The organism is Lysobacter firmicutimachus (assembly GCF_037027445.1).
GTDB classification, from domain to species: domain Bacteria; phylum Pseudomonadota; class Gammaproteobacteria; order Xanthomonadales; family Xanthomonadaceae; genus Lysobacter; species Lysobacter firmicutimachus.
In genome coordinates this window covers 2,162,019-2,183,552 of record NZ_JBANDL010000002.1, presented here as the reverse complement: position 1 = coordinate 2,183,552, position 21,534 = coordinate 2,162,019, and the positions used below count along the sequence as shown (strand labels likewise).

At 70.9% G+C, this 21,534-nt stretch carries 19 protein-coding genes and 1 pseudogene; 10 read left to right on the top strand and 10 right to left on the bottom strand.

The window, feature by feature from the left end:
- Positions 1-35: 35 nt before the first annotated feature.
- Positions 36-563 (top strand): phage tail protein, encoded by a 528-nt coding sequence (locus tag V2J18_RS09665; RefSeq protein ID WP_064749023.1) that lies wholly within the window; start codon positions 36-38, stop codon positions 561-563.
- A 68-nt stretch (positions 564-631) separates the two neighbouring features.
- Positions 632-1,141, top strand: a complete 510-nt coding sequence (locus V2J18_RS09660) for a GNAT family N-acetyltransferase (protein WP_336131668.1) — start codon at positions 632-634, stop codon at positions 1,139-1,141.
- 9 nt (positions 1,142-1,150) lie between these two features.
- Here V2J18_RS09660 and V2J18_RS09655 read toward each other — a convergent pair whose 3' ends face one another.
- The 4 genes and pseudogenes from V2J18_RS09655 to soxR form a co-directional block, all read right to left on the bottom strand.
- Positions 1,151-1,441 (bottom strand): DUF6916 family protein, encoded by a 291-nt coding sequence (locus V2J18_RS09655; protein WP_064749024.1) that lies wholly within the window; start codon positions 1,439-1,441, stop codon positions 1,151-1,153.
- 621 nt (positions 1,442-2,062) lie between these two features.
- Positions 2,063-2,530, bottom strand: coding sequence for an Ig-like domain-containing protein (locus V2J18_RS09650; protein ID WP_336131667.1), 468 nt, complete (start codon positions 2,528-2,530; stop codon positions 2,063-2,065).
- A gap of 766 nt (positions 2,531-3,296) precedes the next feature.
- Positions 3,297-3,806, bottom strand: coding sequence for a DUF1993 domain-containing protein (locus tag V2J18_RS09645; RefSeq protein WP_064749026.1), 510 nt, complete (start codon positions 3,804-3,806; stop codon positions 3,297-3,299).
- Between the two features lie 351 nt (positions 3,807-4,157).
- Positions 4,158-4,583: pseudogene (gene soxR / locus V2J18_RS09640) on the bottom strand (redox-sensitive transcriptional activator SoxR); the annotation flags it as partial.
- 70 nt (positions 4,584-4,653) lie between these two features.
- Between soxR and V2J18_RS09635 the strand changes: the two are divergent.
- Together V2J18_RS09635 and V2J18_RS09630 are read left to right on the top strand one after the other, a co-directional pair.
- Positions 4,654-5,634 (top strand): NADP-dependent oxidoreductase, encoded by a 981-nt coding sequence (locus V2J18_RS09635; protein WP_079248266.1) that lies wholly within the window; start codon positions 4,654-4,656, stop codon positions 5,632-5,634.
- 197 nt (positions 5,635-5,831) lie between these two features.
- The gene (locus tag V2J18_RS09630; protein WP_064749041.1) at positions 5,832-7,181 is read left to right on the top strand and encodes an MFS transporter; all 1,350 of its coding nucleotides are present in this window, start codon (positions 5,832-5,834) and stop codon (positions 7,179-7,181) included.
- A gap of 175 nt (positions 7,182-7,356) precedes the next feature.
- Here the strand turns inward: V2J18_RS09630 and V2J18_RS09625 are convergent, their stop codons facing one another.
- The 4 genes from V2J18_RS09625 to V2J18_RS09610 form a co-directional block, all read right to left on the bottom strand.
- On the bottom strand, positions 7,357-8,571 hold the full coding sequence (locus tag V2J18_RS09625) for a glycosyltransferase (protein WP_064749027.1): 1,215 nt from the start codon (positions 8,569-8,571) through the stop codon (positions 7,357-7,359).
- Between the two features lie 67 nt (positions 8,572-8,638).
- Positions 8,639-11,473 (bottom strand): type 2 lanthipeptide synthetase LanM family protein, encoded by a 2,835-nt coding sequence (locus tag V2J18_RS09620; protein WP_336131665.1) that lies wholly within the window; start codon positions 11,471-11,473, stop codon positions 8,639-8,641.
- 178 nt (positions 11,474-11,651) lie between these two features.
- On the bottom strand, positions 11,652-11,828 hold the full coding sequence (locus V2J18_RS09615) for a DUF6229 family protein (protein ID WP_087960745.1): 177 nt from the start codon (positions 11,826-11,828) through the stop codon (positions 11,652-11,654).
- Between the two features lie 38 nt (positions 11,829-11,866).
- Positions 11,867-12,043, bottom strand: a complete 177-nt coding sequence (locus V2J18_RS09610) for a DUF6229 family protein (RefSeq protein ID WP_087960746.1) — start codon at positions 12,041-12,043, stop codon at positions 11,867-11,869.
- A 359-nt stretch (positions 12,044-12,402) separates the two neighbouring features.
- Here V2J18_RS09610 and V2J18_RS09605 point away from each other — a divergent pair, with 359 nt between their 5' ends.
- The 3 genes from V2J18_RS09605 (at position 12,403) to V2J18_RS09595 (ending at position 16,542) form a co-directional block, all read left to right on the top strand.
- Entirely contained in the window at positions 12,403-13,902 is a 1,500-nt protein-coding gene (locus V2J18_RS09605; RefSeq protein WP_336131664.1) for a phospholipase D family protein, read from the top strand.
- Between the two features lie 115 nt (positions 13,903-14,017).
- A complete protein-coding gene (locus V2J18_RS09600; protein ID WP_075575206.1) occupies positions 14,018-15,862 on the top strand; it encodes an extracellular catalytic domain type 1 short-chain-length polyhydroxyalkanoate depolymerase in 1,845 nt (614 codons plus the stop codon).
- Positions 15,863-15,969: 107 nt separating this feature from the next.
- Positions 15,970-16,542 (top strand): M48 family metallopeptidase, encoded by a 573-nt coding sequence (locus V2J18_RS09595; RefSeq protein ID WP_075575207.1) that lies wholly within the window; start codon positions 15,970-15,972, stop codon positions 16,540-16,542.
- Here the strand turns inward: V2J18_RS09595 and V2J18_RS09590 are convergent.
- Positions 16,515-16,871: a darcynin family protein gene (locus V2J18_RS09590; RefSeq protein WP_336131663.1), complete on the bottom strand. Its 357-nt coding sequence runs from the start codon at positions 16,869-16,871 to the stop codon at positions 16,515-16,517. The two genes, V2J18_RS09595 and V2J18_RS09590, sit on opposite strands and share 28 nt — an antisense overlap.
- Before the next feature lie 77 nt (positions 16,872-16,948).
- On the opposite strand from V2J18_RS09590, the gene V2J18_RS09585 reads away from it, so the two are divergent.
- Complete coding sequence (locus V2J18_RS09585; protein ID WP_064749030.1) at positions 16,949-17,596, top strand: TetR/AcrR family transcriptional regulator; 648 nt, start codon at positions 16,949-16,951, stop codon at positions 17,594-17,596.
- A 14-nt stretch (positions 17,597-17,610) separates the two neighbouring features.
- Here the strand turns inward: V2J18_RS09585 and V2J18_RS09580 are convergent, their stop codons facing one another.
- On the bottom strand, positions 17,611-18,891 hold the full coding sequence (locus tag V2J18_RS09580; RefSeq protein WP_425606104.1) for an MFS transporter: 1,281 nt from the start codon (positions 18,889-18,891) through the stop codon (positions 17,611-17,613).
- Positions 18,892-19,042: 151 nt separating this feature from the next.
- On the opposite strand from V2J18_RS09580, the gene V2J18_RS09575 reads away from it, so the two are divergent.
- Both V2J18_RS09575 and V2J18_RS09570 read left to right on the top strand, forming a co-directional pair.
- A complete protein-coding gene (locus tag V2J18_RS09575) occupies positions 19,043-20,140 on the top strand; it encodes an oxidoreductase (RefSeq protein WP_064749032.1) in 1,098 nt (365 codons plus the stop codon).
- A 430-nt stretch (positions 20,141-20,570) separates the two neighbouring features.
- Positions 20,571-21,392 (top strand): hypothetical protein, encoded by an 822-nt coding sequence (locus tag V2J18_RS09570; protein ID WP_064749033.1) that lies wholly within the window; start codon positions 20,571-20,573, stop codon positions 21,390-21,392.
- Positions 21,393-21,534: the final 142 nt, after the last annotated feature.

The window sequence follows — 21,534 nt, the reverse complement described above, 5'->3', positions numbered from 1 at the left end:
GCATCGCGGGACGCGCCAGCACCAGGAGCAAGACCATGTCCGAACCCTTCATCGGCCAGATCCAGCTGTTCGGCTTCAACTTCCCGCCGCGCGGCTGGGCCTTCTGCAACGGCGCCACTCTGGCGATTCAGCAGAACACCGCGCTGTTCTCCCTGCTGGGCACCCAGTACGGCGGCAACGGCCAGACGACCTTCCAACTGCCCAATCTCGTCAATCGCGCCGCCTGCGAGCAAGGCCAGGGACTGGGCCTGACCGATCGCACCATCGGCGAAACATTCGGCTCTAATAGCGTAACGCTCACTTCGCAAGAGATGCCGGCCCATACCCACCCCATGCAGATCTACAGCCAAAACGACACGACCAAGCGGCAGCCCTCGCCAGCGAATGGCAACGCCCTGGGCAGCCCGTTGGCCTCTGCATTCTTCAACGGGCCAGCCGATTCGCCCTTCCCGCCGACCGTGATCCAGCCCGCCGGCGGCGGCCAACCGCACGAGAACCGCCAGCCCTACCTGGCGATGAACTTCTGCATCGCCTTGCAGGGCGTGTTCCCCTCGTTCGGCTGACCGCAGTGCACGGGCCGACGCCGACGCTGTCGTTTCCGCCGCCGCATCGCGGCGGCCCGTGCCTGCGCTTGCCCGAGTCGCTGTCCGCGCAGGGCGTGTCCTTGCGCGCCGCGCGCGACGACGATATCGAATGGCTGCGCCTGCATTACCGCGAACGGCGCGCGGCCGAGTTCGCGCCGCTGGGTTGGCCGGCCGCGGCGCTGACCGCCTTCCTCGATCAGCAGTTCGCCATGCAGCATCTGCATTACACCCGCTACTACGCCGACGCCCAGTTCCTGATCGTCGAACGCGGCGATGCGCCGATCGGCCGGCTTTATCTGTTGCGCCGCGCGCCGGAGCATCTGTTGGTCGATATCGGCCTGGCCCCGGGCCAGCGCGGACAAGGCCTGGGCGCGGCGTTGATCGGCGGCGCCCAGGCCGACGCCGCCGAATGCGGCCGCAGCCTGCGCCTGCACGTCGAGCACGGCAACGATTCGGCGCGGCGGTTGTATGAGCGCCTGGGCTTCGAGCACGAGGAAGATCTGCCGACCCACGCCGCAATGCGCTGGCGTGCGCCCGCGCCGCGCGCGCACGCCTGAGGCGGGATCTCAGTTGAAGATCGCCTGATACAGGAAACCTTCGCGCTCGCGCGCCACCGGCACCAGGAAGATGCCGATCTCGCCGATCGAGTCGTGGCGCATCAGATAGGTCTGCTGCGGAAACAGGAACGACGAGCCGTTGCGGAACAGCAGCGAGAACGGCATGCGCATCGCCTGTTGCGGGCGGGTGCTGAGTGCGCGCGCCTCGACCAGCACGAACGGGACTTCGCCGTCGTTGAGCTGCGCCGAATAGGTCTCGTTCACGTGCGAAGCGAAGTGTTCCAGCGTCAGCAGTTCCATCCCAGGCCTCCCCAAGCCGAGGCCGCATCGTCACCGCAGGCGGCGCTTGATGCAAGTCCTGCTTGCGGATTCGCGACCGACGGCGAACTCCTGCTCGGGCGCAGCGCACGCCCCGTGCGGCGCTCCGCGACACAGGTTGGCCCCGGTGCGCGATCGCCGGCCCCGGTCGCCGCCACCGCGGTCCCAGTCCGCGATAACGACGGCCGGAGCCGCCGACGGCCGGGCGTCCCTGCCCGTCCCTGCTTTCATCACTGACGGAGATGAAAGTTTTCCAACGATCGACCCGGGCAATGCCAGGTCCTGACTTGGCGCGTCCGGCCCTAGCGCGTCCGGACACGGTGCGGTGCCGCACCGGCCGCGGCGTCCGCCCGGCAATGCCGGCGGGCGCCGCGGACCGGCCGCCCCCGGGGATGACGCGAAACCGGCGGCGCGCCTTCGGCGCCGCGGTCGCTGCCCTCGCCGCCACGACACGGCGAGCGGCGGACCCACGGCGCACATCGTGCGCACCCAGGCCGGTTCGCGCGGTCGGCCGTGGCGCCCTGCGCCGGCGGCCGTTCCCCTACCCCTTTCCGGGGGGTACCGGTGGCCCCGGCGCGAGCACGCCGGAGCGGATGCGCGGGCCTACAAGGCCGCCACGGCGCGCGCGACCGCCGCGCCGCCGATCGCGGTCACCGCGACCACCGCATCGACGCTCGCCTCGCCGCTGTGTACGCGATAGACGTAAGTGTCGACGCCTTCGAAGCCCGGATCGGGCGTGTAGGTCGCACGGCCCTCGTCGAGCCGCACCGCGCCATGCTTCGGCGCTTCGACGATGCTGTAGCGCAGGACCGAACCGTCGCCGATCGAGCCGCGCAGCGCGACCGTGGCAGCGGCGCCATCGACGCTGTTGGTGACCAGGTCGGCCGCCGCAAGCGGGCGATAGCGATCCAGATCGCTCACGCTGCGTTCGACCGCCTCGGCAGCGCCGGCGAACGACGCGGCCGACATCGTCAGCGACGACAGTAGGGTGCTCGGGGCGCCACCGGCGATGCCGACCGCGAACAGGCTCAGGCACAGTACGGCGGGCCCCTTGATACTCTTGGACAACATGCCAACTCCTTCTGGTTGAGAACGGGGGAATGCAACTCCGGACCGCGCATCCCTGCGCCTGGCGACGTTGCGGCCGTTCCTCGACCGCGCTCCCTGCCGTTTCCGGACCCGTCGCGACGTCCTGTCGCTGCCGGGAAAACATGATCGCAAGAGCGCGTCGCAGAGGCCGAGACGGGGCGCGACCAGAGTCGGGATATTTCGATCGGCGAGGCTCGCGTTTCGATTTGCGCCGCTCGCGGCAGGACGCGGCAGGCAGGGATACGCTGCCTCGCGGCGGACGCCCCGGACCGGATCGGCAGTGTCGGCGCGAGAGGGATCAGAGCCTGAGACGGCACGGCAGCGACAGCGCATTGGGCAAGGCCGAAACCCGTTGACCGGAACGGCCTCGGCGCTCGTACGTGTCGCTCAGGGGGGAGCAACGCGAGTCGCGGCCCGCGCCCTGCGGGAAGGGTCGTCGCAGTTGCGTTATTGCGGTCGCGGCTTACGCCGCTCCTACAGGGGGCATGCCCCTCAGGGGTAGGTGCGACGCGAGTCGCGACTAGCCCCGCGCGGGAAGTTTCGTCGTAGTTGCGTTGTCGCGGTCGCGGCTTGCGCCGCTCCTACAGAAGGGGCATGCCCGCTCAGGGGCAGGTGCAACGCGGGTCGCGACCTGCTCCCTACGGGAAGTTTCATCGCAGTGGGGTTGTCTGCGTTGTCGCGGCTTGCGCCGCGACCGAATCGAGGCCCGCGAAGGTGCGCACGGCCGGGCGGCCGCGCGCCGGACGACTCAGTGCTCGCCCATGAAATCGCGCTTGCCGATCGCCAGGCCGTTGTGGCGCAGGATCGCGTAGGCGGTGGTGACGTGGAAGAAGAACTGCGGCAAGCCGTAGCGCACCAGATAGTCCTGGCCGCCGAAGCGGCGTTCCTTCGGCGTGCCCGGACGCAGCACGACTTCACGATCCTCCGCGCCCTCGAACAGCGCCGGCTCCAGGCCGTCGACGAAGGCCAGGGTCTTGGCGATGCGCGCCTGCAATTGGGCGAAGTCGCGCTCGTTGTCTTCGTAGGAAGGCACTTCGACATCGGCCAGACGGGCGCTCACGCCTTTGGCGAAGTCGCAGGCGATCTGGACCTGACGCAGCAACGGAAACATGTCCGGAAACAGGCGCGCCTGCAGGTAGGCGTCCGGATCGATGCCGCGCTCGCCGGCATGCTCCTGCGCGCGCTGCAGGATCGTCGACAGGCTGCCGAGCATCTGCCGGATCACCGGCACCGAAGCGGAATACATCGAAATCGTCATGGCGAAGACCGTGGTGGGGAAACGCGCATGGTACGCCGCCGCGGCGCACATGGCTGCGGCCGGACGCAGGGGCGACGGACATTTTCCGCCGCGCCTGCCGCATCGCCCAGGGCGCCGCTTCGCCGTGCAGCGCGGCGGACCGCCCCGCACCGGCATAGGCGCGAATCAATCCGAGCGCGTACGCACGGGCTTGGAACACACCTTTCCGACGGCCGATCGCTTACCGGCCGCCCCCTTGCCGCCGGCCGCGCCGGAGCCCGCCTCGCTCATCTCCCCGGCGGTCTTGCCCGCCACGGCCCGAGTCGCGGTTGCGGCGCCGCGGCGCCGATGCGGTCGCGCAAGCGCCGCCGCCCAACGTTGCGCACCGGCGCCCTGCTCGCCCCAACTGTCGCCGGGGTTGGCCATCCGGCACCGGTCCAGCGACAGACAGCCGCAGCCGATGCATTGGTCCAGGGTGTCGCGCATCAAGCTCAAGTGAGCGATGCGCTGCTCCAGCTCTTCCTTCCATGCCACCGACAGCCGCGCCCAGTCGGCACGGCTGGGCACGCGCGAGTCCGGCAGCGTGTCCAACGCTTCGCGGATCGTCGCCAGCGGTATGCCGACCCGCTGCGCGACCCGGATCAGCGCGATCCGGCGCAAGGTGTCGCGGCTGTAGCGGCGTTGGTTGCCTGCGGTGCGCAGGCTGTGGATCAGCCCCTTGGCCTCGTAGAAATGCAGCGCCGACACCGCCACGCCGGAACGTTCGGCGACCTGGCCTACCGAGAGCTCCATCGCCATGCTCATCGCCCTTGACCTCAACTTTGATTGAGGTTCTATGCTGCGCCGCAAGTCCAAATCGGGTCAAGCCATGGCCGCCGCCGAACTCCGCAACGCCGTCTCCGCCTCGATACCGCAGGTCAAGGCGGTGGTGTACGACCGTCATGGCGATGCCGAGGTGCTGCGCGCGATCGATTTGCCGATGCCGCAGGCGGGTCCGGGCGAAGTGCGGATCCGGGTGCGCGCGGCCGGCGTGCGTCCCGGCGACATCGCCCTGCGCGCGGGCCGCGCCGCGGCGCCCGGCGGATTTCCGCGCCGGCTCGGCAACGAGTTCGCCGGGGTGGTCGATCAAGTCGGCAGCGACGTCGGCGACCTGAAGATCGGCGACGAAGTGCTGGGTTGGGCGGTGGCGATGAGCTATGCCGAAGTGCTGACCGTGCCGGCCGAACAGGTGGTGCACAAGCCGCCGAGCATGTCCTGGGCGGTCGCCGGCGCGCTCGCGGCGACCGGCCAGACCGCGCTGGCGGCGCTGCGCGCGCTGCGTTTGCGCGCGGGCGAGACGCTGCTGATCCACGGCGCCGCTGGCGATGTCGGCAGCGTCGCCGTCCAGTTGGCCCGCGCCTGGGGCCTGCGTGTGGTCGGCAGCGCCACGCCCGCCGATCACGATTACCTGCGTTCGCTCGGCGCGCTCGCGATCGGCGAAGACGAGGCCGGGTTGGCGCAGTTGCGCGCCGTAGCCCCGGGCGGCGTCGACGCGGTGTTCGATGCGCTCGGCGGCGCGCCCCGCCCCGCTTGGCTGGAACTGGGCGCGCCGGCGCAGCGCATCGTCAGCCTGCGCGGCGCGTCCCGCCTGCGCCGCCAACGTCTGCTCTCGTTGCGCAGCGAGCGCAGCCGCGCCGGCCTGACCGAACTGGTCGGCGCGCACCTGCGCCATGGCCTGCTGGTGCATGTGCGCGAAATGTTTCCGCTGGCCCGCGCGGCCGAGGCGCACCGCGCGGTCGAGCGCGGTCCGGGGCGCGGCAAGGTGGTGTTGATGGTCTATCAGAACGCAACGACGGAGTTGTTCGCATGAATCACGACGGATCCCTCTCGCCCATCGCGGCAGAGGAAGCGTTCGACGCCCCTGCAGGGTTCGGGACCGCTCCCTCGGGATCGCGGCCGTTGCCGGGAGGGGCTGCGGCGGCGGTCCCCGGCGAAGCGGAACTGGCCCAGCGGGCCGGGTCGGCCGTCGCCGAAGCCCCTCCCGACAGCGGCCGCGGCGGACCGGGGCTGTTCGCGCCGGCGTATCGCGCGTTGACCGCAGGCGCGGTCGCCCTGGTCGCCCTGGTCGGGTTCGAAGCGCTGGCGGTGACCACCGCGATGCCGACGGTCGCCCGATCGCTCGACGGCCTGTCCCTGTACGCGCTGGCCTTTGCCGGCACCCTGGCCGCGAGCGTGGTCGGCATGGTCGCGGCCGGGCCTTGGGCCGACGCGCGCGGGCCGGCGGCGCCGCTGCGCCAGGGCATCGCCTGGTTCGCGCTCGGCTTGCTGCTGGCCGGAGCCGCGCCCTCGATGCCGTGGCTGATCGCCGGACGGGTGGTCCAAGGCTTCGGCGGCGGACTGATTTCGGTGGCCTTGTACGTGGTGGTCGGGCGCGTATATCCCCCGCAGCTGCACGCGCGCATCTTCGCCGCGTTCGCCGCGGCCTGGGTGGTGCCGGCGATCGTCGGCCCGGCGATCAGCGGCGCCATCGTCGAGAGCCTGGGCTGGCGCTGGGTGTTCCTGTCGGTGCCGCTGGCCGCGGCGGTGGCGGCCTGGCTGGTGTTGCCGGCGCTGCGCGGGCTGGGGCCGAGCGCGGCCGCGGCCGCGATCGCGGCGATGCAACGCGCGCGGATGGCGTGGGCGTTGCTGGCCACCGCCAGCCTGCTCGCCCTGCACTACGGCGGCCAATTGCGCGACGCCACCGCCTGGCTGTGGATCGGCGCGGCGGTCGCCGCCCTGGCCGCGGCGGCCTCGCGCCTGCTGCCGCCCGGCGCGTTGCGCGCCAAGCGCGGGCTGCCGACCGTGGTCGCGCTGCGCGGCCTCGCCGCCGGCGCGTTCTTCCTGAGCGAGGCCTATATCCCGCTGCTGCTGGCGCAGGAACGCGGACTGTCGCCGACCTGGGCCGGGCTGGTGCTGACCCTCGGCGCGATCGGCTGGTCGACCGGTTCCTGGTTCCGCGGCCGCGCGCCGGCCGACGCCGATGCGCGGCGCTTCCTGCAGGCCGGCATGGCCCTGCTCGGCCTGGGCGTGATCGCGATCGGCGCGCTGGCTTGGGCGGCGACGCCGCTTGCGCTGGGCATCGCCGGCTGGGTCCTCGCCGGCTTCGGGATGGGACTGATGTACCCCACCCTGTCGGTGTTGATGCTGGAATTGTCGCCGCCGGAACGCCAGGGCGAGAGTTCCTCCGCACTGCATCTGGGTGATGCCATCTTCACAGCCACGGCACTGGCGATCGGCGGCTCGCTGTTCGCCGCGCTGCTGACCCGCTCGCACCTGCTGGCGTATCTGTGCGGGTTCGCGATCGCTGCGGCGCTGGCGCTGCTCGGCCTGGGCCTGGCGTCGCGGGTGCGGGTCGCAACGGCGCCTTCAAGCCGGTAGAAGCGGCACTCCCGCGGATGTCCTTCGGCCGCGAGTCGGGACAAGCGCTGCGACGCGCGCAAGCGCGGCAGCCGAAGCAGATGCATCGCCCCTGCGAGAACGACGACACGGCTTCGATGGCGGCGCTTTCGCCGTTGTCCGGTCTGCGCGTCGCGTGGTCGCGGCCTGCGCCGCCCTACCCCTGCTGCGCGGCGGCCTGGGCGCCGCGGCGCGGCAAGGGACGCTCCTGGGCCAGACGCTGGTACAGCGCCACCACCTGCGTCATCAGCCCTTCGGTGCTCCAGGCGCGGGCGTCCTGCGGCCCCGCCTGGGACAATTGCGCGCGCAGTTCCGGCGAACGCAGCAATCGCGCCACGTGGCCGGCGAACGCATCGACGTCTTCGTCGCTGATGAGGGCGCTGCGCGCATCGCGCAGCACCGTCGCCGTACCCATTACCGCGGTCGAGACGATCGGCACGCCCAGCGCCATGGCCTCGATCAGCACCAGGCCCTGGGTCTCGGTCGGCGAGGCGAACACGAAGGCATCGCCGGCCCGGTAGGCATCGAGCAGGGTCGTGCGCCGGTCCAGGTTGCCGAAGAAACGCACGTTCGCGTCCAGGCCGTATTCGTGCGCCAGACGCTTGAGGCGCGGCGCGTCCGGCCCTTCGCCGGCGATGATGAACATCAGCCGCGGAAACTCGGCGACCAGCCGCCGCGCCGTCTGCAACAGGAACGCGATGTTCTTCTCCACCGCCAACCGGCTGACCGTGACCAGGGTCGGCCGATCGGCGGCGATGTCGTGGGCGATGCGGAAACGCGTACCGTCGCCGCGGGCGAATTCGCTCAGGTCGATCCCGGTCGGCAGCACCGTCGCCGCGGTGGTCACGCCGTAGCGGCGCAGCACTTCGGCCATCTGCTCCGAGGGCACGATCAGGTGATCGACGCCGTGGCAGAGCATGCGCGACAGGCGCCGGGCGACGAAGCGCAGCAGCGGCGCGGGCGCCCACGGCAGGTAGTGGCCGATGTATTCCTCGAAATAGGTGTGGTAGGTCTCGACCGTCGGCCGGCCGGTCAGCTCGGCCAGGCGCACGCCCATGCGGTGGGCGCGGAACGGCGTGTGGACGTGGATCACGTCCCAATGCCGCGCCGCCAGCGCGGGCATGATGCGGCGCAGCTCCGGCGCGCGGATCAGCCGGTCCTCGGGGTCGAAGAAGATCACCCGCGAAGCCAGCCGGATCAGTTCGAACTCGTCGCTGTCGTGCTGCTCCTGACCGCTGCCGGGCCCGTAATCGGGCGCCACCACGGTCACCGAATGCCCCATCCTCGCCAGCGACTGGGCGAACGTGCGGATCGAGGTCGACACCCCGTTGACCCGCGGGAAGTAGACGTCCGACAGCATCAGGATGTTCATCCCGCCAGCCTAGCCTCCGCCCATGACCGAATCGTGGCGGCGGACCGGGCGGCCCGCCGCGCCCGCTTCAATGCCCGGCGCGCCGCTCGAACACCAACGGCGTGGCCAGGGGGCAGTCCGGGTGCATGCGGTTGAGCGCATGCACCGCGCCGGCGACGCCGGTCATCAAGCCCGGCGTGAATGCGTCGCGGGCGCGGCTGCCGACCGCGCCGCGATGCTCCTCGATCGCCGACACGATCTGCATGGTGTGCTCGGCCGGATCGCCCCAACCGCCGTCCGGGTCCAGCCGTGCGGCGCGCGCCAGCAGCTCCCACAGGGCCAGATCGCCGTGGCACAGGGTGTGGCTGGCGCCCCAGCCGAAGCCGCGCGCGGCCTGCGCGGCGCGACGCAGATCGCGCAGATGGCGCGCGTCGCCGGTGAGTTCGTACAGGTCGCAGGCGGCCAGGCCGATGCCGACGCTGCCGTGGCACCAGGCGTGCAGGAACTGGTCTTCGTCGGCGATGCGCGCATCGCGCCAGCAGCCGGCGCGGTCGTCGTACAAGCCGTCCTCGAACGCGAAGGCGCGTTCGGCCAGGGCCCGCCAGCGGGCGCGGTCCTCGGCGCTGCCGGCGGCGCTGTGGCCGATCCGGCTCAGCGCCCAGCCGATACCGCTGGCGCCGTGGGCGTAGCCGCCGATCGGCGCGTCGAAGATCGTCGACGGCCAGCGCGCGCCGCGGTCGTCGACGATCGCCTGCGATTCCATGAACCGGGCCGCGCGCGCCGCCAGCTCGCGCCAGCGCGCGTCGCCGCTGGCGTCGGCCAGTTGCAGCAACGGCACGATCGCGCCGCTGGCCCCTTCCAGCAGATCCAGGTAACGGTCGGCGTCGAAGCCGGCCGCATCGAGGGCCTGCGCGCGTTCGATCGCCCATTCCAGCATCTGCGGCCGTTGCAGCAGATCGTGCAAGGCGATCCAGGTCCAGATCTGCGCGCCGTAGCCGATCATGCCGCCGACCGTACTCGGGCTGTCGGCCTGCTCGATCGCGCGCAACGCGCTCAAGGCGCCGTCCAGCGCCGGCTCCAGGCCTTCGACCGGATCGGCGCGTCCCGCGCGGCATTCGTGCAGATAGCCGGCCAGGCTCAGCGCGACACCGCCCAAGCCGGTGTACAGGTCTGCCTGCAGCGGCCGGGTCACCCAGCCGGTATCGCCGAGCACCGGGCTGATCCAGGTCACGCTGCCGTCGTCGCCGTACACCGCCAGGCGCAGCAATTGCCCCACCGCCTGCGCCGCGGCCGCGCGCCGGCGCTGGTCGAGCCGCTCGGCGTGCGGATGGCGGGCGACGATGTCGGCGCGCACGCGCTCGTTCTTGCCCAGTCGCTGATTCAGATCGACCGTGACCAGGGCGCTGCGGATGGTCAGTTCCTCCAGTTCGACCCGCATCCGCCGCCAGCGCTGCAAGGTCTCCTCGATCCGCGCCGGGTCCAGCGGGGCGACGAAGATCGGCACGTCGCCGATGCGCATGTCCTCGATCTCGCCGTCGATCTCGTGCGCCGACGAGGGCGCGATCGGCAGGGCGACGGCGTTGCGGCGCAGAATGTCGCGGGCGCGCTCGATCGCTTTGGGCTCGTCGTGCAGCGAGGCCGGATGCCAGAGCATGCGCATGATCTCGACATAGGCCTGGGTCGGCCGGCGGATGTCGCGCGCCGGGCAGCCCAGGAAGCCGCGCAGCAGCGGCTCCAGCGCGCCCTCGGCATCGAGCGCGCGCAGGCGCGCGGTGGCCTCGACGAATCCCTCGCTGATCCGGTCCCAGAACCGGGTCACCTCGGGATGGGGGCTGGGATGGTTCTGCGACTGGCCGAAGTCGGTGCTGACGATCTCCAGCCGCGCGCGCGCCGTGCCTTCGTCGGCGATCGCCGGCATGCGGATCTGCGGTTGTTCGCCGGGCAGCGCGCCGGCGGCGGAGATGTCGACGCCGCCGAAGCCGAGCACCGGCGCGCGGAACGGCACGATGCCGGTGCGCAGCACCGACGTGCGGATCAGTTCGGAGGCCAGATCGAAGGCGCGGCCGCGCGCCGAAGGCGGCGTATCGACTTCGATCGCGAACAGGCTTTCGACGTCGATCGCGACCGGCACCGGCCCGGCCGCGATCAGGTTTTCCTGGTGCAGGTCGGTGCCGCCGAGCAACTGCATCGCCGCCAGCCAATGACCGAGATTGCGGTAGAACGTGCCCAGTTCGGCGTCGCCGTCGCAGTAGCGGTGGTCGACGAAGCCGGTCCAGCCGTAGTCGCCGCAGTCGAGCGCGTACGGCACCCGGATCCGCAGCGGATCGTCGCCGAACACGCGGGCCAGGAACGCGTCCAGGGCCAGGTCGATGCGCAGCGATCGCGGCTTGTACATGATCCGGCCGCCTTCGAAACCCAGCCGGACCACGGTCTGGCCGCCGGCATGGCGGTCGCCCTCGCCCGGCTGCACCGCGAGCAGACGCCCGGGGGCGCGGCCGAGCAGTTCGCCCAGGCGCTCGCGGTCCTGCGCGATGCGTGAGGCCAACGCTTCCAGCGCCAGGCGCTGCAGCTCCAGGGTGCGCTGCAGGCGCGCATGCAGGGCCGGATAGCGCCGGCGCAAATGCGGGTCGAACTCCGGCTGCAGCGCCAGGGTGATGAACTGCTGGAATTGCTCGACATCGTCCTGCGCCGGCAACTGCCCGCCCAGGCGTGCGGCATGCAACTCCAGCAGCAAGGTGCGGCTGAGCTTGAGCCGCGCATTGTCGTTGAGGGTCTGCGCGCCGACTTGCCGCAACAGCGCGATCTCGTCGCGGTCCAGCTTCGGCGCCAGGCCGGCCAGGGTCGCGTCCAGTCGGGCGCGCGGCTCGGCGGTGAAGGTTTCGATGATCGGAAGGAACGACTCGCCGTTGCTGGGTTCGCTCATCGTGTCGGTGCGTCCTGCGGAATCCACGGAACCGCGGGCTGGCGCGGGCCGTTCGCGTTCGCGGGATCGGCGCCGGCGCAGGCTGCGGCGGAGTTCGGCGGGCGGCAGGGCCGGCCCGCAAGATCGGACTCGCTCCCGGCTCGCGCCGGGAGCGAGTCCGCGCTGGCTCAGCGTCTGCTCAGCAGCAGTAGCCGCCGCCGGAAGCGCTGCAGCTGCTGCAACGGGTCAGCAGCGGCAGAGTGGTGTCGGTCAGCGCGGCTTCGGTCGCGGCGACGCCTTCGACGTACAGCGGGCCGGCCGGGTTTTCCGATTCCGAACCGTTCAACCAACCCGAAACGATGTCTTCGATCTGCATGAACCTCTCCTTGTCGGTAACAGACGTTCAGCGCTGGATCAGCAGCACTGGCCGCCGCCGGAAGCGCTGCAGCTGCTGCAACGGGTCAGCAGCGGCAGGGCGGTGTCGGTCAGCGCGGCTTCGGTCGCGGCGGCGCCTTCGATATACAGCGGACCCGCCGGGTTCATGTCTTCCGAACCGTTGAGCCAGCCCGAAACGATGTCGTCGATCTGCATAAACCTCTCCTTGTTCAATACATGATTGGAATCGGTGGCGGCCCGCGCCGGGATGCCGGCAGACGGGCCGATTCCGATCGGTGACGGCGAACGTGCACGGAGTCGTTGCGGACGGCGGAGCGAGCCTCATCGGCTTCGGACACCGTCCCCTGGCAACTCCGCGCCGACACGCTGCGCGCTCGCCCGCCCTCGTGTCAACTGTCAGTTCGATTATTGCGCCGCACAAGAAAAGCGTCGCGAACGTACGCGAAGTCGGCGAAAATCCGTTCGCACCGCCGTAGTGCCCGTTCATCGCATTCCGGCCCCTCTCCGTCCCGCGCATTCCGCGATAACTATCACGCTTGCCGCCCTCGCCGCCGATGTCCGACCGCTTGCAATCCGCCGCCGATGCCGCCCCCGATGCCGTCCCCGCGCGCAAGCGCCGCGGGCCGCGGCGCGCGCTGTGCGGGGCGGTACTGATTTGGGCCGTATCGGCGATCTGGCACTCGTACAAGCCGCTGCCGGAAGGGGTGAGCGCGCAGCATCCGCTGCGCGCTGCGCGCGATGTCGCGTTGCTGAGCGACGTCACCTGGGTCGATGCGGACGGCACACGGCGCAGCGAACAACGGATCTTCGACGAAAGCCTGCGCCTGATCGGCCAGGCGCGGCGCGCCGTGGTCGCCGACCAGTTCCTGTTCAACGATTTCGCCGCCGCCGACGGCGAACGCCATCGCCGTCTCAGCGACGAACTCGCGGCCGCGCTCATCGCGCGCAAACGCGCTGTGCCGCAACTGCATGCGGTGTTGATCACCGATCCGATCAACACCGTCTACGGCGGCCGCCGTGCCCCGCGCCTGGAAAGTTTGCGCGCGGCGGGGATCGAGGTGGTGACGACCGATCTGGGTCGCTTGCGCGCACCGAATCCGGCCTGGTCCGGGCTATGGCAGCTGTGTTGCCGCTGGGCCGGCAACGACCCCGACGGCGGCTGGCTGGCCAATCCCTTCGGCCCCGGCCGGGTCACCCTGCGCAGTTGGCTGGCGCTGTTCAACTTCAACGCCAACCACCGCAAGACCCTGGTCGTCGACGAAGGCGACGGCTGGACCGCGTTGGTCGCCTCGGCCAATCCGCACGACGCCAGCAGCCGCCACGGCAACGTCGCTCTGCGCTTCCACGGCGCGGCCGCGCTCGACGTACTGGCCAGCGAGCGCGCGGTGGCGCGGATGTCCGGCGCGACCTGGCCGCAGGGCCTGCCGCAGGCCGCGCCGCCGCCGACCATCGTCGACGCCACCCTGGCGCCGCGCGTGCAGCTGCTGACCGAAGCGCGCATCCGCGACGCGCTGATTGCCGCGATCCAGGGAGCGCGACGCGACGAGCGCGTCGACTTGGCGGTGTTCTATCTGTCCCACCGCGGCGTGATCGATGCCCTGATCGCCGCCCAGCAGCGCGGCGTGCGGCTGCGCGTGCTGCTGGACCCGAACGAGGACGCGTTCGGGCGCAAGAAGAACGGCGTGCCCAATCGCCAGGTCGCCGCCGAACTGCATGCGGCCGACGTGCCGCTGCGCTGGTGCGACACGCACGGCGAGCAGTGTCACGCCAAACTGCTGCTCAAGCGCGGCGGCGACGGCCGGATCGAGCTGATCGCCGGCTCGGCCAACTACACCCGGCGCAATCTCGACGACTACAACCTGGAGAGCAGCGCGCGGGTCTTGGCCGAAGCCGATGCGCCGGTCGCGAGCGAGGCTCTGGCGTATTTCGAGCAAAGCTGGGGCAACGGCGACGGCCGCCGGATCAGCACCGACTATGCCGCTTACGCCGACGATTCGGCGCTGCGGCGCCTGTGGTACCGCTTCGGCGAAGCCACCGGGCTGTCCAGCTACTGACCGCTCCGCGCCGCATGCTGCGGCGCAACGTGCCCGATCGGACGATGGCGCCGTCGCCGCGACGGTGGCCCACTGCGGTCGCGCCGGCCCCGGTTCCGGCGCAGGAGCCGATCGCATGTCCGTATCGCCGCATCCGCCCGCGCTTGCGTCCCAGCGCCCCTCGCCGCCGCGCCGGTATCGCCGCAGGCGCATCGCCTCGCTGCTGCTCGCGGCCTGGGCGGCGCTGACGGTCCTGTCCGCCGCGGCATCGACCGAAGTCGTGGGCTTCGGCAGCAACCCCGGCAATCTGCGCATGTACCGGTACGTGCCGCCGGGCTTGCCGGCCGGCGCGCCGCTGGTCGTAGCCCTGCACGGCTGCGCCCAGAGCGCCGCGTCCTACGATGCCGAAACCGGCTGGGAGATGCTCGCGCAACGCTGGGGTTTCGCCTTGCTGCTGCCCCAGCAGCAGAGCGCCAACAACGCCAACGCCTGTTTCAACTGGTTCGAGCCCGGCGACACCGCACGCGACCAGGGCGAGGCCTTGTCGATCCGGCAGATGATCGAACGCATGCGCGCCGACCACGGCAGCGCCGCCGACCGAGTCTATGTCACCGGCCTGTCCGCCGGCGGCGCGATGACCGCAGCCCTGCTCGCCGTCTATCCGGATCTGTTCGCCGGCGGCGCCGTCGTCGCCGGTCTGCCTTACCGCTGCGCCACCGGTTCCTCGGCGGCGTTCGCATGCATGTCGCCGGGCACCGACCTCAGCCCGAAGCAATGGGGCGACAAGGTGCGCGCAGCCGGCGCGCACGCCGGCCCCTGGCCGATTGTCTCGATCTGGCACGGCGACGCCGATTACGTGGTGCGACCGATGAATCAGGCCGAGCTGATGCAGCAGTGGACCGACGTGCACGGCATCGACCAGGCCGCCGACGTGCAGGACACCGTCGCCGGTCATCCGCACCGGGTGTATCGCGACGGCGCCGGGCGCGCGCGCGTGGAGACCTACGCCATCGTCGGCATGGGCCACGGCACGCCGGTCGATCCGGGCAGCGGCGAGACCCAGTGCGGCACCGCCGGGGCATACGTGCTCGATGCCGATATCTGCTCCAGCTACTACATCGCCCGTTTCTGGGGCTTGGACGATCTCGACCCGAACCCGCCGCAAGTCGCGCTGACCGCGCCGTACGACGGCGCCCAAGTCAACGGCCTGGTGACTCTGAGCGCCGAGGCCGCCGACGACGTCGGCATCGAGCGCGTCGACTTCCTGCTCGACGGCGCGGTGATCGCCACCGACCGTCTGCCGCCCTACCAAGCGCAATGGAACAGCGCCACCGCCACTAACGGCGCGCATGTGCTGCAGGCGCGCGCCGAAGACATCGCCGGCAACCAGGCCGGCTCGCCGCCGATATCGGTCACCGTCAGCGGCGGTAGCGACGGCCCGCCGCTGGTCATGGAATTCGTCAACGAAGACGCCAACGACGGCTACGTCAAAGCCAACGCCGACGGCAGTGCCGCCGCAGTGGGCGCGCTGGAAGCCAGTTACGGCCTGGCCGTGGGACGCGGCAGCGACGGCAAACACAATCGCAGCGTGTTGTCGTTCGATACCTCCGCCCTGCCCGACGGCGCCACCGTGCTCGGCGCCACGCTCAGCGTCGGCTTCGGCAGCGCCTACGGCGATCCGTGGAGCCAGCCGGCCGGCAATCGTCTGCTGATCGACGCGCGCCGGGGCTGCTTCGGCGGCTGTACGATCGAAGCCGGCGACTATGCCGCAGCCGCCGATGCGTCCGCGGTCGCCGAGTTGGCGCGCTTCGGCGGCGGCCGTCAGACCAGCACCCCGTTCGACGCCGCGGGCCTGGGCGCGATCGACCGCGCCGACCGCACCCAACTGCGGCTGCGCTTCGAGCAACCGCCCGGCGCGACGAACTACCTTTGGATCGAGCGCGGCGCCGGCGCCAGACTGCGGGTGGAATACCGGCCCTGAGCGGCCGCGGAGGACGGCCGGGACGCGCCCTCGCCCGGCCGACGTTCCATGACCCGGGTCGTAATCCGGTCTCGCCGGCCGCGACGCCGATACCGTATCGTGTGCGCATGGACGAGCTCCGATACCTGCGCGGCTACGGCGAACGCGTGCTGACCCAGGTCCGCGCGCTGATCGATGCCGGCCGTCTCGGCGAAGTGCTGCGCAATCGCTACAGCGCGGGCCACCAGGTCCGCGACGACAAGGCGCTGTTCGAGTACGTGGTCGCGATCAAGGACCGCTACATGCGCAAAAGCGACCCGCTCAACAAGGTCGTCTACGACAACAAGCTGCATGTGGTGAAGCATGCGCTAGGCACCCACACCGCGGTGTCGCGCGCGCACGGCGGCCGGCTCAAGGCGGCGCGCGAGATCCGCATCGCCACCCTGTTCCGCGATGCGCCGGGCGAGTTCCTGGAGATGATCGCGGTGCACGAGCTGGCCCACCTCAAGCATCGCGATCACGACAAGGCCTTCTACCAGCTCTGCGCCCACATGAGCGCGGACTACCACCAGCGCGAGTTCGATCTGCGCCTGTACCTGACGCAGCTCAAGTTGAGCCAGCTCGCGCCGGCGGAGCGCGGACCGCACGCCGCGACCGGCGACGACGCCGCCGCTCAGGCCGCCAAGGGCGGACGCCCGTAGTTGCTGGCGTAGGCGTTCTCCACCCCGGGCAGGATCTCGACGATGGCGAAGTAGCGGTCCCAGAACGGGGTTTCGCGCAAGGCCTCGACCACCAGCTCGTAGGCGTGATGGCTGCGCGCGTCCCACTGCCACAGATCGGTGACCCGGGCGTTGTAGAACTCGATGTCGCAGAAGCGCAACCGCACCTGATCGCGGTGCTGCTTGAGGATGGGCTCGACGTGCTCGGCGAGCAGACGGAAGCGCGTGTCGATGTCGAAGCCCAGCCATTCCGGCTGAGTCTTGACCAGCATGAACACGGTCAGGGGATAGCGCTGTTCGGTGTCGCTCATGATCGCCTCGTTGGCGTTTCGTGGAAGTCGCGGACACAATATGAGCGATTGCTCATATTCACTACTCGCATCCCGCCATGCCCGTCGCGCGCCGCCGCACCAGCCTGAAACCACGCAAAATCCCGCGTCAGGAACGCGCCGCCGATACCGTCGCCGCGATCCTTGAAGCGGCGGCTCGCATTCTCGAGCGCCACGGCCTGCGCGGCTACAACACCAATGCCGTGGCCGAGCGCGCCGGAGTCAGCATCGGCTCGCTGTACCAGTACTTTCCCAACAAGGACGCCTTGACCGCCGCGCTGATCGAACGCGAGACGCAAACTCTGCTGGCCGACCTCGCCGCGGTTCCGGCGCAAGCCGGCTACCGCAGCGGCATCGTCGCGTTGGTGCGGGCGGCGACCGCGCACCAGTTGCAGCGGCCGGCGCTGGCGCGCTTGCTCGATTTCGAAGAGCGGCGCCTGCCGCTGCGCGAACGCGATCTGCGCGTCGACCGCGCCGCACAGGACTGCGTGCTGGCCCTGCTCGCCCGTCCGGACGCGCCCGCGCGGCCCGGCGGCGGTGGCGCCGCGCCGGAGTTGCTGGCTCTGGACACCATCGCGATCGTGCGCAGCATCGTCGACGGCGCCGGCGAGCGCGGCGAAACCGACGCCGCCGCCCTGCAGGCGCGGGTGTTGCGCGCGGTGTTCGGCTATTTGGGCGCGCCGCGCCGGGGCACGGCGGCCGGGTGAGCGCGGCGCGGCGTTCAGAGCGCCGATTCGCTCTCGCCTTCGTCCTCGCGCACCATCAACAGGGCGATCAGGGTCAGCGCGCCGGCCGCGGCGAGATAGAAGCCGACGAATTCCAGGCCGTAGCGCTGGGCCAGCCAGGTCGCCGCGTACGGCGCCAACGAAGCGCCGAAGATGCCGGCGAGGTTGAACGCCAGCGAGGCGCCGGTATAGCGCACGGCGGTCGGGAACATCTCGGCCAGAATGGTGCCGAGTGGGCCGTAGGTCAGGCCCATGATGCCCAGGCCGAGACCGAGGAAGATCAGGGTGCCGGGCACGCTGCCGGACGAGAACAGCTCGGCGAAGTACAGGCCGAACAGCACGATCGCGCCGGTCGACAGGATCATCGCCAGACGCCGGCCGCGCCGGTCGGCGAACACCGCCGACAGCGGAATGGTCACGGCGAAGCAGACCACGCCGCCCAGCTGCAATTGCAGGAACTGCTCGCGCGTATAGCCCAATTGCGAAGTACCCCAGCTCAGCGCGAACACGGTCATCAGGTAGAACAGCACGAAGGTCGCCAAGGCGGCGAAGGTGCCGACGATCAAGGCGCCGGGATGGTGCGCCAGCACTTTCAGCATCGGCAGGCGCACGCGCTCGTGCTGGTCGATGGCGCGCTGGAACGCCGGCGTCTCGCTGATCCGCAGGCGCACCCACAACCCCACCAGGACCAGGACCGCGCTGGCCAGGAACGGAATCCGCCAGCCCCAGGCGAAGAACGCCGCATCGCCCATGGTGCCGGTCAGCAGCAAGAAGATGCCGGTCGAGAGAAAGAAGCCGATCGGCGCGCCGAGCTGCGGAAACATGCCGTACCAGGCGCGCTTGCCCGGCGGCGCGTTTTCGGTCGCCAGCAACACCGCTCCGCCCCACTCGCCGCCCAGGCCCAGTCCCTGGCCGAAGCGGCACACGGCCAGCAGCGCCGGCGCGAGGATGCCGATGCTGTGATAGGTCGGCAGCAAGTCGATCGCCACCGTCGACAGCCCCATGGTCAGCAGCGCCGCGACCAGGGTCGCCTTGCGGCCGATGCGGTCGCCGAAATGCCCGAACACCGCCGAGCCGATCGGCCGGGCCAGGAAGGCCAGCGCGAAGGTCGCCAGCGACTGCAGGGTGGCGGTGTTCGGATCGGCGGCGGGGAAGAACAGCTTGGGAAAGACCAGCACCGCCGCGGTGGCGTAGATGTAGAAATCGAAGAACTCGATGGTGGTGCCGATCAGGCTCGCGAACAGCACGCGGGAGGCGGACGGGGCAGCGGGTGCGATCGCGACGGCGCTCATACGGGTTCCGGGCGGGGGACAGTCCATACATACCCGATCCCGGCCCCATCCGGCAAAGCCGGGCGCTGGCCGTGCGCGCCGCGATACGGCATGGTGAAGCTCCGCCCCCGCGTTCGCCGTCGTCGAGCCGCCTTCCATGAACGATCCCGCCCCCATCCGCGTGGCCCTGATCGGCTACGGTTTCGCCGGTCAGACTTTTCATGCCCCCCTGATCAGCGCCACGCCCGGCCTGCGCCTGGAGCTGGTCGGCTCACGCGATCCGGCCAAGGTCGCCCACGGACTGGCCGCCCGCGGGCTGCCTCCGGTGGCGGTGGTCGAAGACCCGTTCGCGGCAGCGACCGATCCGCGCGCCGAGCTGGTGGTGATCGCGACTCCGAACGCCAGCCACGCGCCGCTGGCGCGCGCCGCGCTGGACGCCGGCAAACACGTGGTGATCGACAAACCCTTCGCGCTGGATCTGCGCCAGGCGCGCGAGCTGAGCGCGCTCGCGCAACAGCGCGGGCGACTGCTGTCGGTGTTCCAGAACCGGCGCTGGGACAGCGACTTCCTCGCTGTCCGCGGGCTGATCCAGGACGGTCGCCTCGGCGAGGTGCTGCATTTCGAATCGCATATCGACCGTTACCGGCCGCAGGTGCGCGAGCGCTGGCGCGAACAGGCCGGCGCCGGCAGCGGACTGTGGTGGGACCTGGGGCCGCACCTGGTCGATCAGGTCTTGCTGGTGTTCGGTTTGCCGCACCGCGTGTCGGCCAGCCTGGCGGTGCAGCGCGACGGCGCCCAGGTCGCCGACTGGGCGCACGTCGTGCTCGAATACGGCCGGCGCCGGGCGATCCTGCACGCCAGCATGCTGGTCGCCGGCGGCAGCGCGCGCTTCACCGTCCACGGCCAGCGCGGCAGTGCGGTCAAGACGCTGGCCGATCGCCAGGAAGCGCAGTTGCTGGCCGGGATGCGCCCGGGCGCGCTGGAGTGGGGGCGCGACGAAGACCCGTTGATCGTCTACGACGACGCCGGCACGCATCGGTTGCCGGCGCCGGCCGGCGATCAGGGCCGCTACTACGCCGGCATCCGCGACGCCGTGCTCGGACGCGGCGCCAATCCGGTCACGCCGGCGCAAGCGCTGGCGGTGATGGCGGTACTGGAAACCGCCGAAGCCGCTGCCGCGCACGGCCACGGCCTGTCGCTGCCGCTCAGCGACGCCGAACGCGCGGCCTTCGCCGCCGACGCGATTTCGCCCTGAAGAAAATCTTGACGCCGGCGCGCGTCGCGCTTGCCGGCTGCGACAACATCGCGCAACCGCGGAAACATCCCGTCAACGCCGCGCCAACGCCGCGCAACCGCGGCCATCGCGCGCGCCGATGCGGACGCGGCCAATTTCGACTGCATCGCAAATCGCGCAAGCCGATTCCGCGGCTGCGACTAGTGCGCGAAACATCAAGGTTCGCGGCGGCGCGCATTCATAGGCTGTAGCCGCCACCATCACGCCAGGGATGCGGCGTGTTCGCCCCTGCTCCGTACCGGTCCCCGCCCGGTCCGGCCTTGTCTGCACTTGGCGCCGACGCCATTGCGTCGGCGCACTCGCGGGACCGATCGCCGCGGCCCACGCGTTCGCGGCGGGACTGTTTCGCCACGCCCCTCCTCGCATACGACTCAAGGACAAGGACATCGACATGACCACGCGCCCAATCCGCACCTCCCGCCGTCTGCGTTTCGCCGCGCTCGCCTGCGCGCTCGGGGCCGCCGGTTTCGCGCCCGGCGCGTTCGCCCAGAGCAGCGAAGTGGCTGCCGCGAACGTACGCGCCTGCGCCGCCAGCGGCATCGTCAGCGTCACCGTGCTCGGCCTCACCACGTCCCTCCCACTGCCTTGCACCGGCGAGGCCCTGCGCAGTTCGCCCGGCCGCGACGATGGGTCGGCCGCCTCGGTCGACCTCAGCCTGCTCGGCATCGTCGGCCTGCTGAAAATCGGCGCTGCGCAACAGCAGGCCATCTACACCAACGCGCCGGGGGCGACCGCGCTCGACGGCGCCTCGCAAGCCGCGGGGCTCAGCCTGGTGCAGGACCTGATCACCGTCGAGGGGGTCAGCGGCGAGCTGTCCTGCGACTCGCTGTCGGGCGACAACGTCGTGAAATGCAACGCCGGCACCCGGGTGGCGCGCATACGCGTGGCCGGTGGCGATCTGATCAACCTGCCGGCACCGATTCCGCGCAACTTCAGCCTGCCGATCGGCGGCAGCCTGCGCCTGACCGTGCTCGGCATTCCGGTCGAAGTGCCGCTGAACGGCGTGCTGACCCTCAACCGGTCCGCCGTGTCCGGGGTCGGCACCCGCAACGTGTTCGTCGCCCATCAGCCGGTGCAGCTCGGTGTCGAGGGCCGGGTCAGCGTCGCCGGTCTGGGTTTGGTCGGCGTCCGCGTGGAAGCCGCCACGAGTTCCTCGGCCGTGAGCATCGGCGCCACCCGCGCCGTCGCCGGCGTGCGCATCGACGATCTGTAATCCGGCCGCGCCCTTTCTGCGCGCGGCGCAGGAAGGGCGCTCGCCGGGACGACAGCGTCCGGGCCCGCGACGGCTGTCGTGGACCGTTGCGTTTTTCCGGTCGCGGCTTGCGCCGCCCCGCCAGCGCCCCTCCGCTGCGGGA

Coding starts and splice junctions, on each gene's coding strand:
- V2J18_RS09665 (WP_064749023.1), top strand. CDS start 36: ATGTCCGAACCCTTCATCGGCCAGATCCAGCTGTTCGGCTTCAACTTC.
- V2J18_RS09655 (WP_064749024.1), bottom strand. CDS start 1,441: ATGGAACTGCTGACGCTGGAACACTTCGCTTCGCACGTGAACGAGACC.
- V2J18_RS09650 (WP_336131667.1), bottom strand. CDS start 2,530: ATGTTGTCCAAGAGTATCAAGGGGCCCGCCGTACTGTGCCTGAGCCTG.
- V2J18_RS09645 (WP_064749026.1), bottom strand. CDS start 3,806: ATGACGATTTCGATGTATTCCGCTTCGGTGCCGGTGATCCGGCAGATG.
- V2J18_RS09635 (WP_079248266.1), top strand. CDS start 4,654: ATGGCCGCCGCCGAACTCCGCAACGCCGTCTCCGCCTCGATACCGCAG.
- V2J18_RS09625 (WP_064749027.1), bottom strand. CDS start 8,571: ATGAACATCCTGATGCTGTCGGACGTCTACTTCCCGCGGGTCAACGGG.
- V2J18_RS09620 (WP_336131665.1), bottom strand. CDS start 11,473: ATGAGCGAACCCAGCAACGGCGAGTCGTTCCTTCCGATCATCGAAACC.
- V2J18_RS09615 (WP_087960745.1), bottom strand. CDS start 11,828: ATGCAGATCGAAGACATCGTTTCGGGTTGGTTGAACGGTTCGGAATCG.
- V2J18_RS09610 (WP_087960746.1), bottom strand. CDS start 12,043: ATGCAGATCGACGACATCGTTTCGGGCTGGCTCAACGGTTCGGAAGAC.
- V2J18_RS09605 (WP_336131664.1), top strand. CDS start 12,403: ATGTCCGACCGCTTGCAATCCGCCGCCGATGCCGCCCCCGATGCCGTC.
- V2J18_RS09600 (WP_075575206.1), top strand. CDS start 14,018: ATGTCCGTATCGCCGCATCCGCCCGCGCTTGCGTCCCAGCGCCCCTCG.
- V2J18_RS09595 (WP_075575207.1), top strand. CDS start 15,970: ATGGACGAGCTCCGATACCTGCGCGGCTACGGCGAACGCGTGCTGACC.
- V2J18_RS09590 (WP_336131663.1), bottom strand. CDS start 16,871: ATGAGCGACACCGAACAGCGCTATCCCCTGACCGTGTTCATGCTGGTC.
- V2J18_RS09585 (WP_064749030.1), top strand. CDS start 16,949: ATGCCCGTCGCGCGCCGCCGCACCAGCCTGAAACCACGCAAAATCCCG.
- V2J18_RS09575 (WP_064749032.1), top strand. CDS start 19,043: ATGAACGATCCCGCCCCCATCCGCGTGGCCCTGATCGGCTACGGTTTC.
- V2J18_RS09570 (WP_064749033.1), top strand. CDS start 20,571: ATGACCACGCGCCCAATCCGCACCTCCCGCCGTCTGCGTTTCGCCGCG.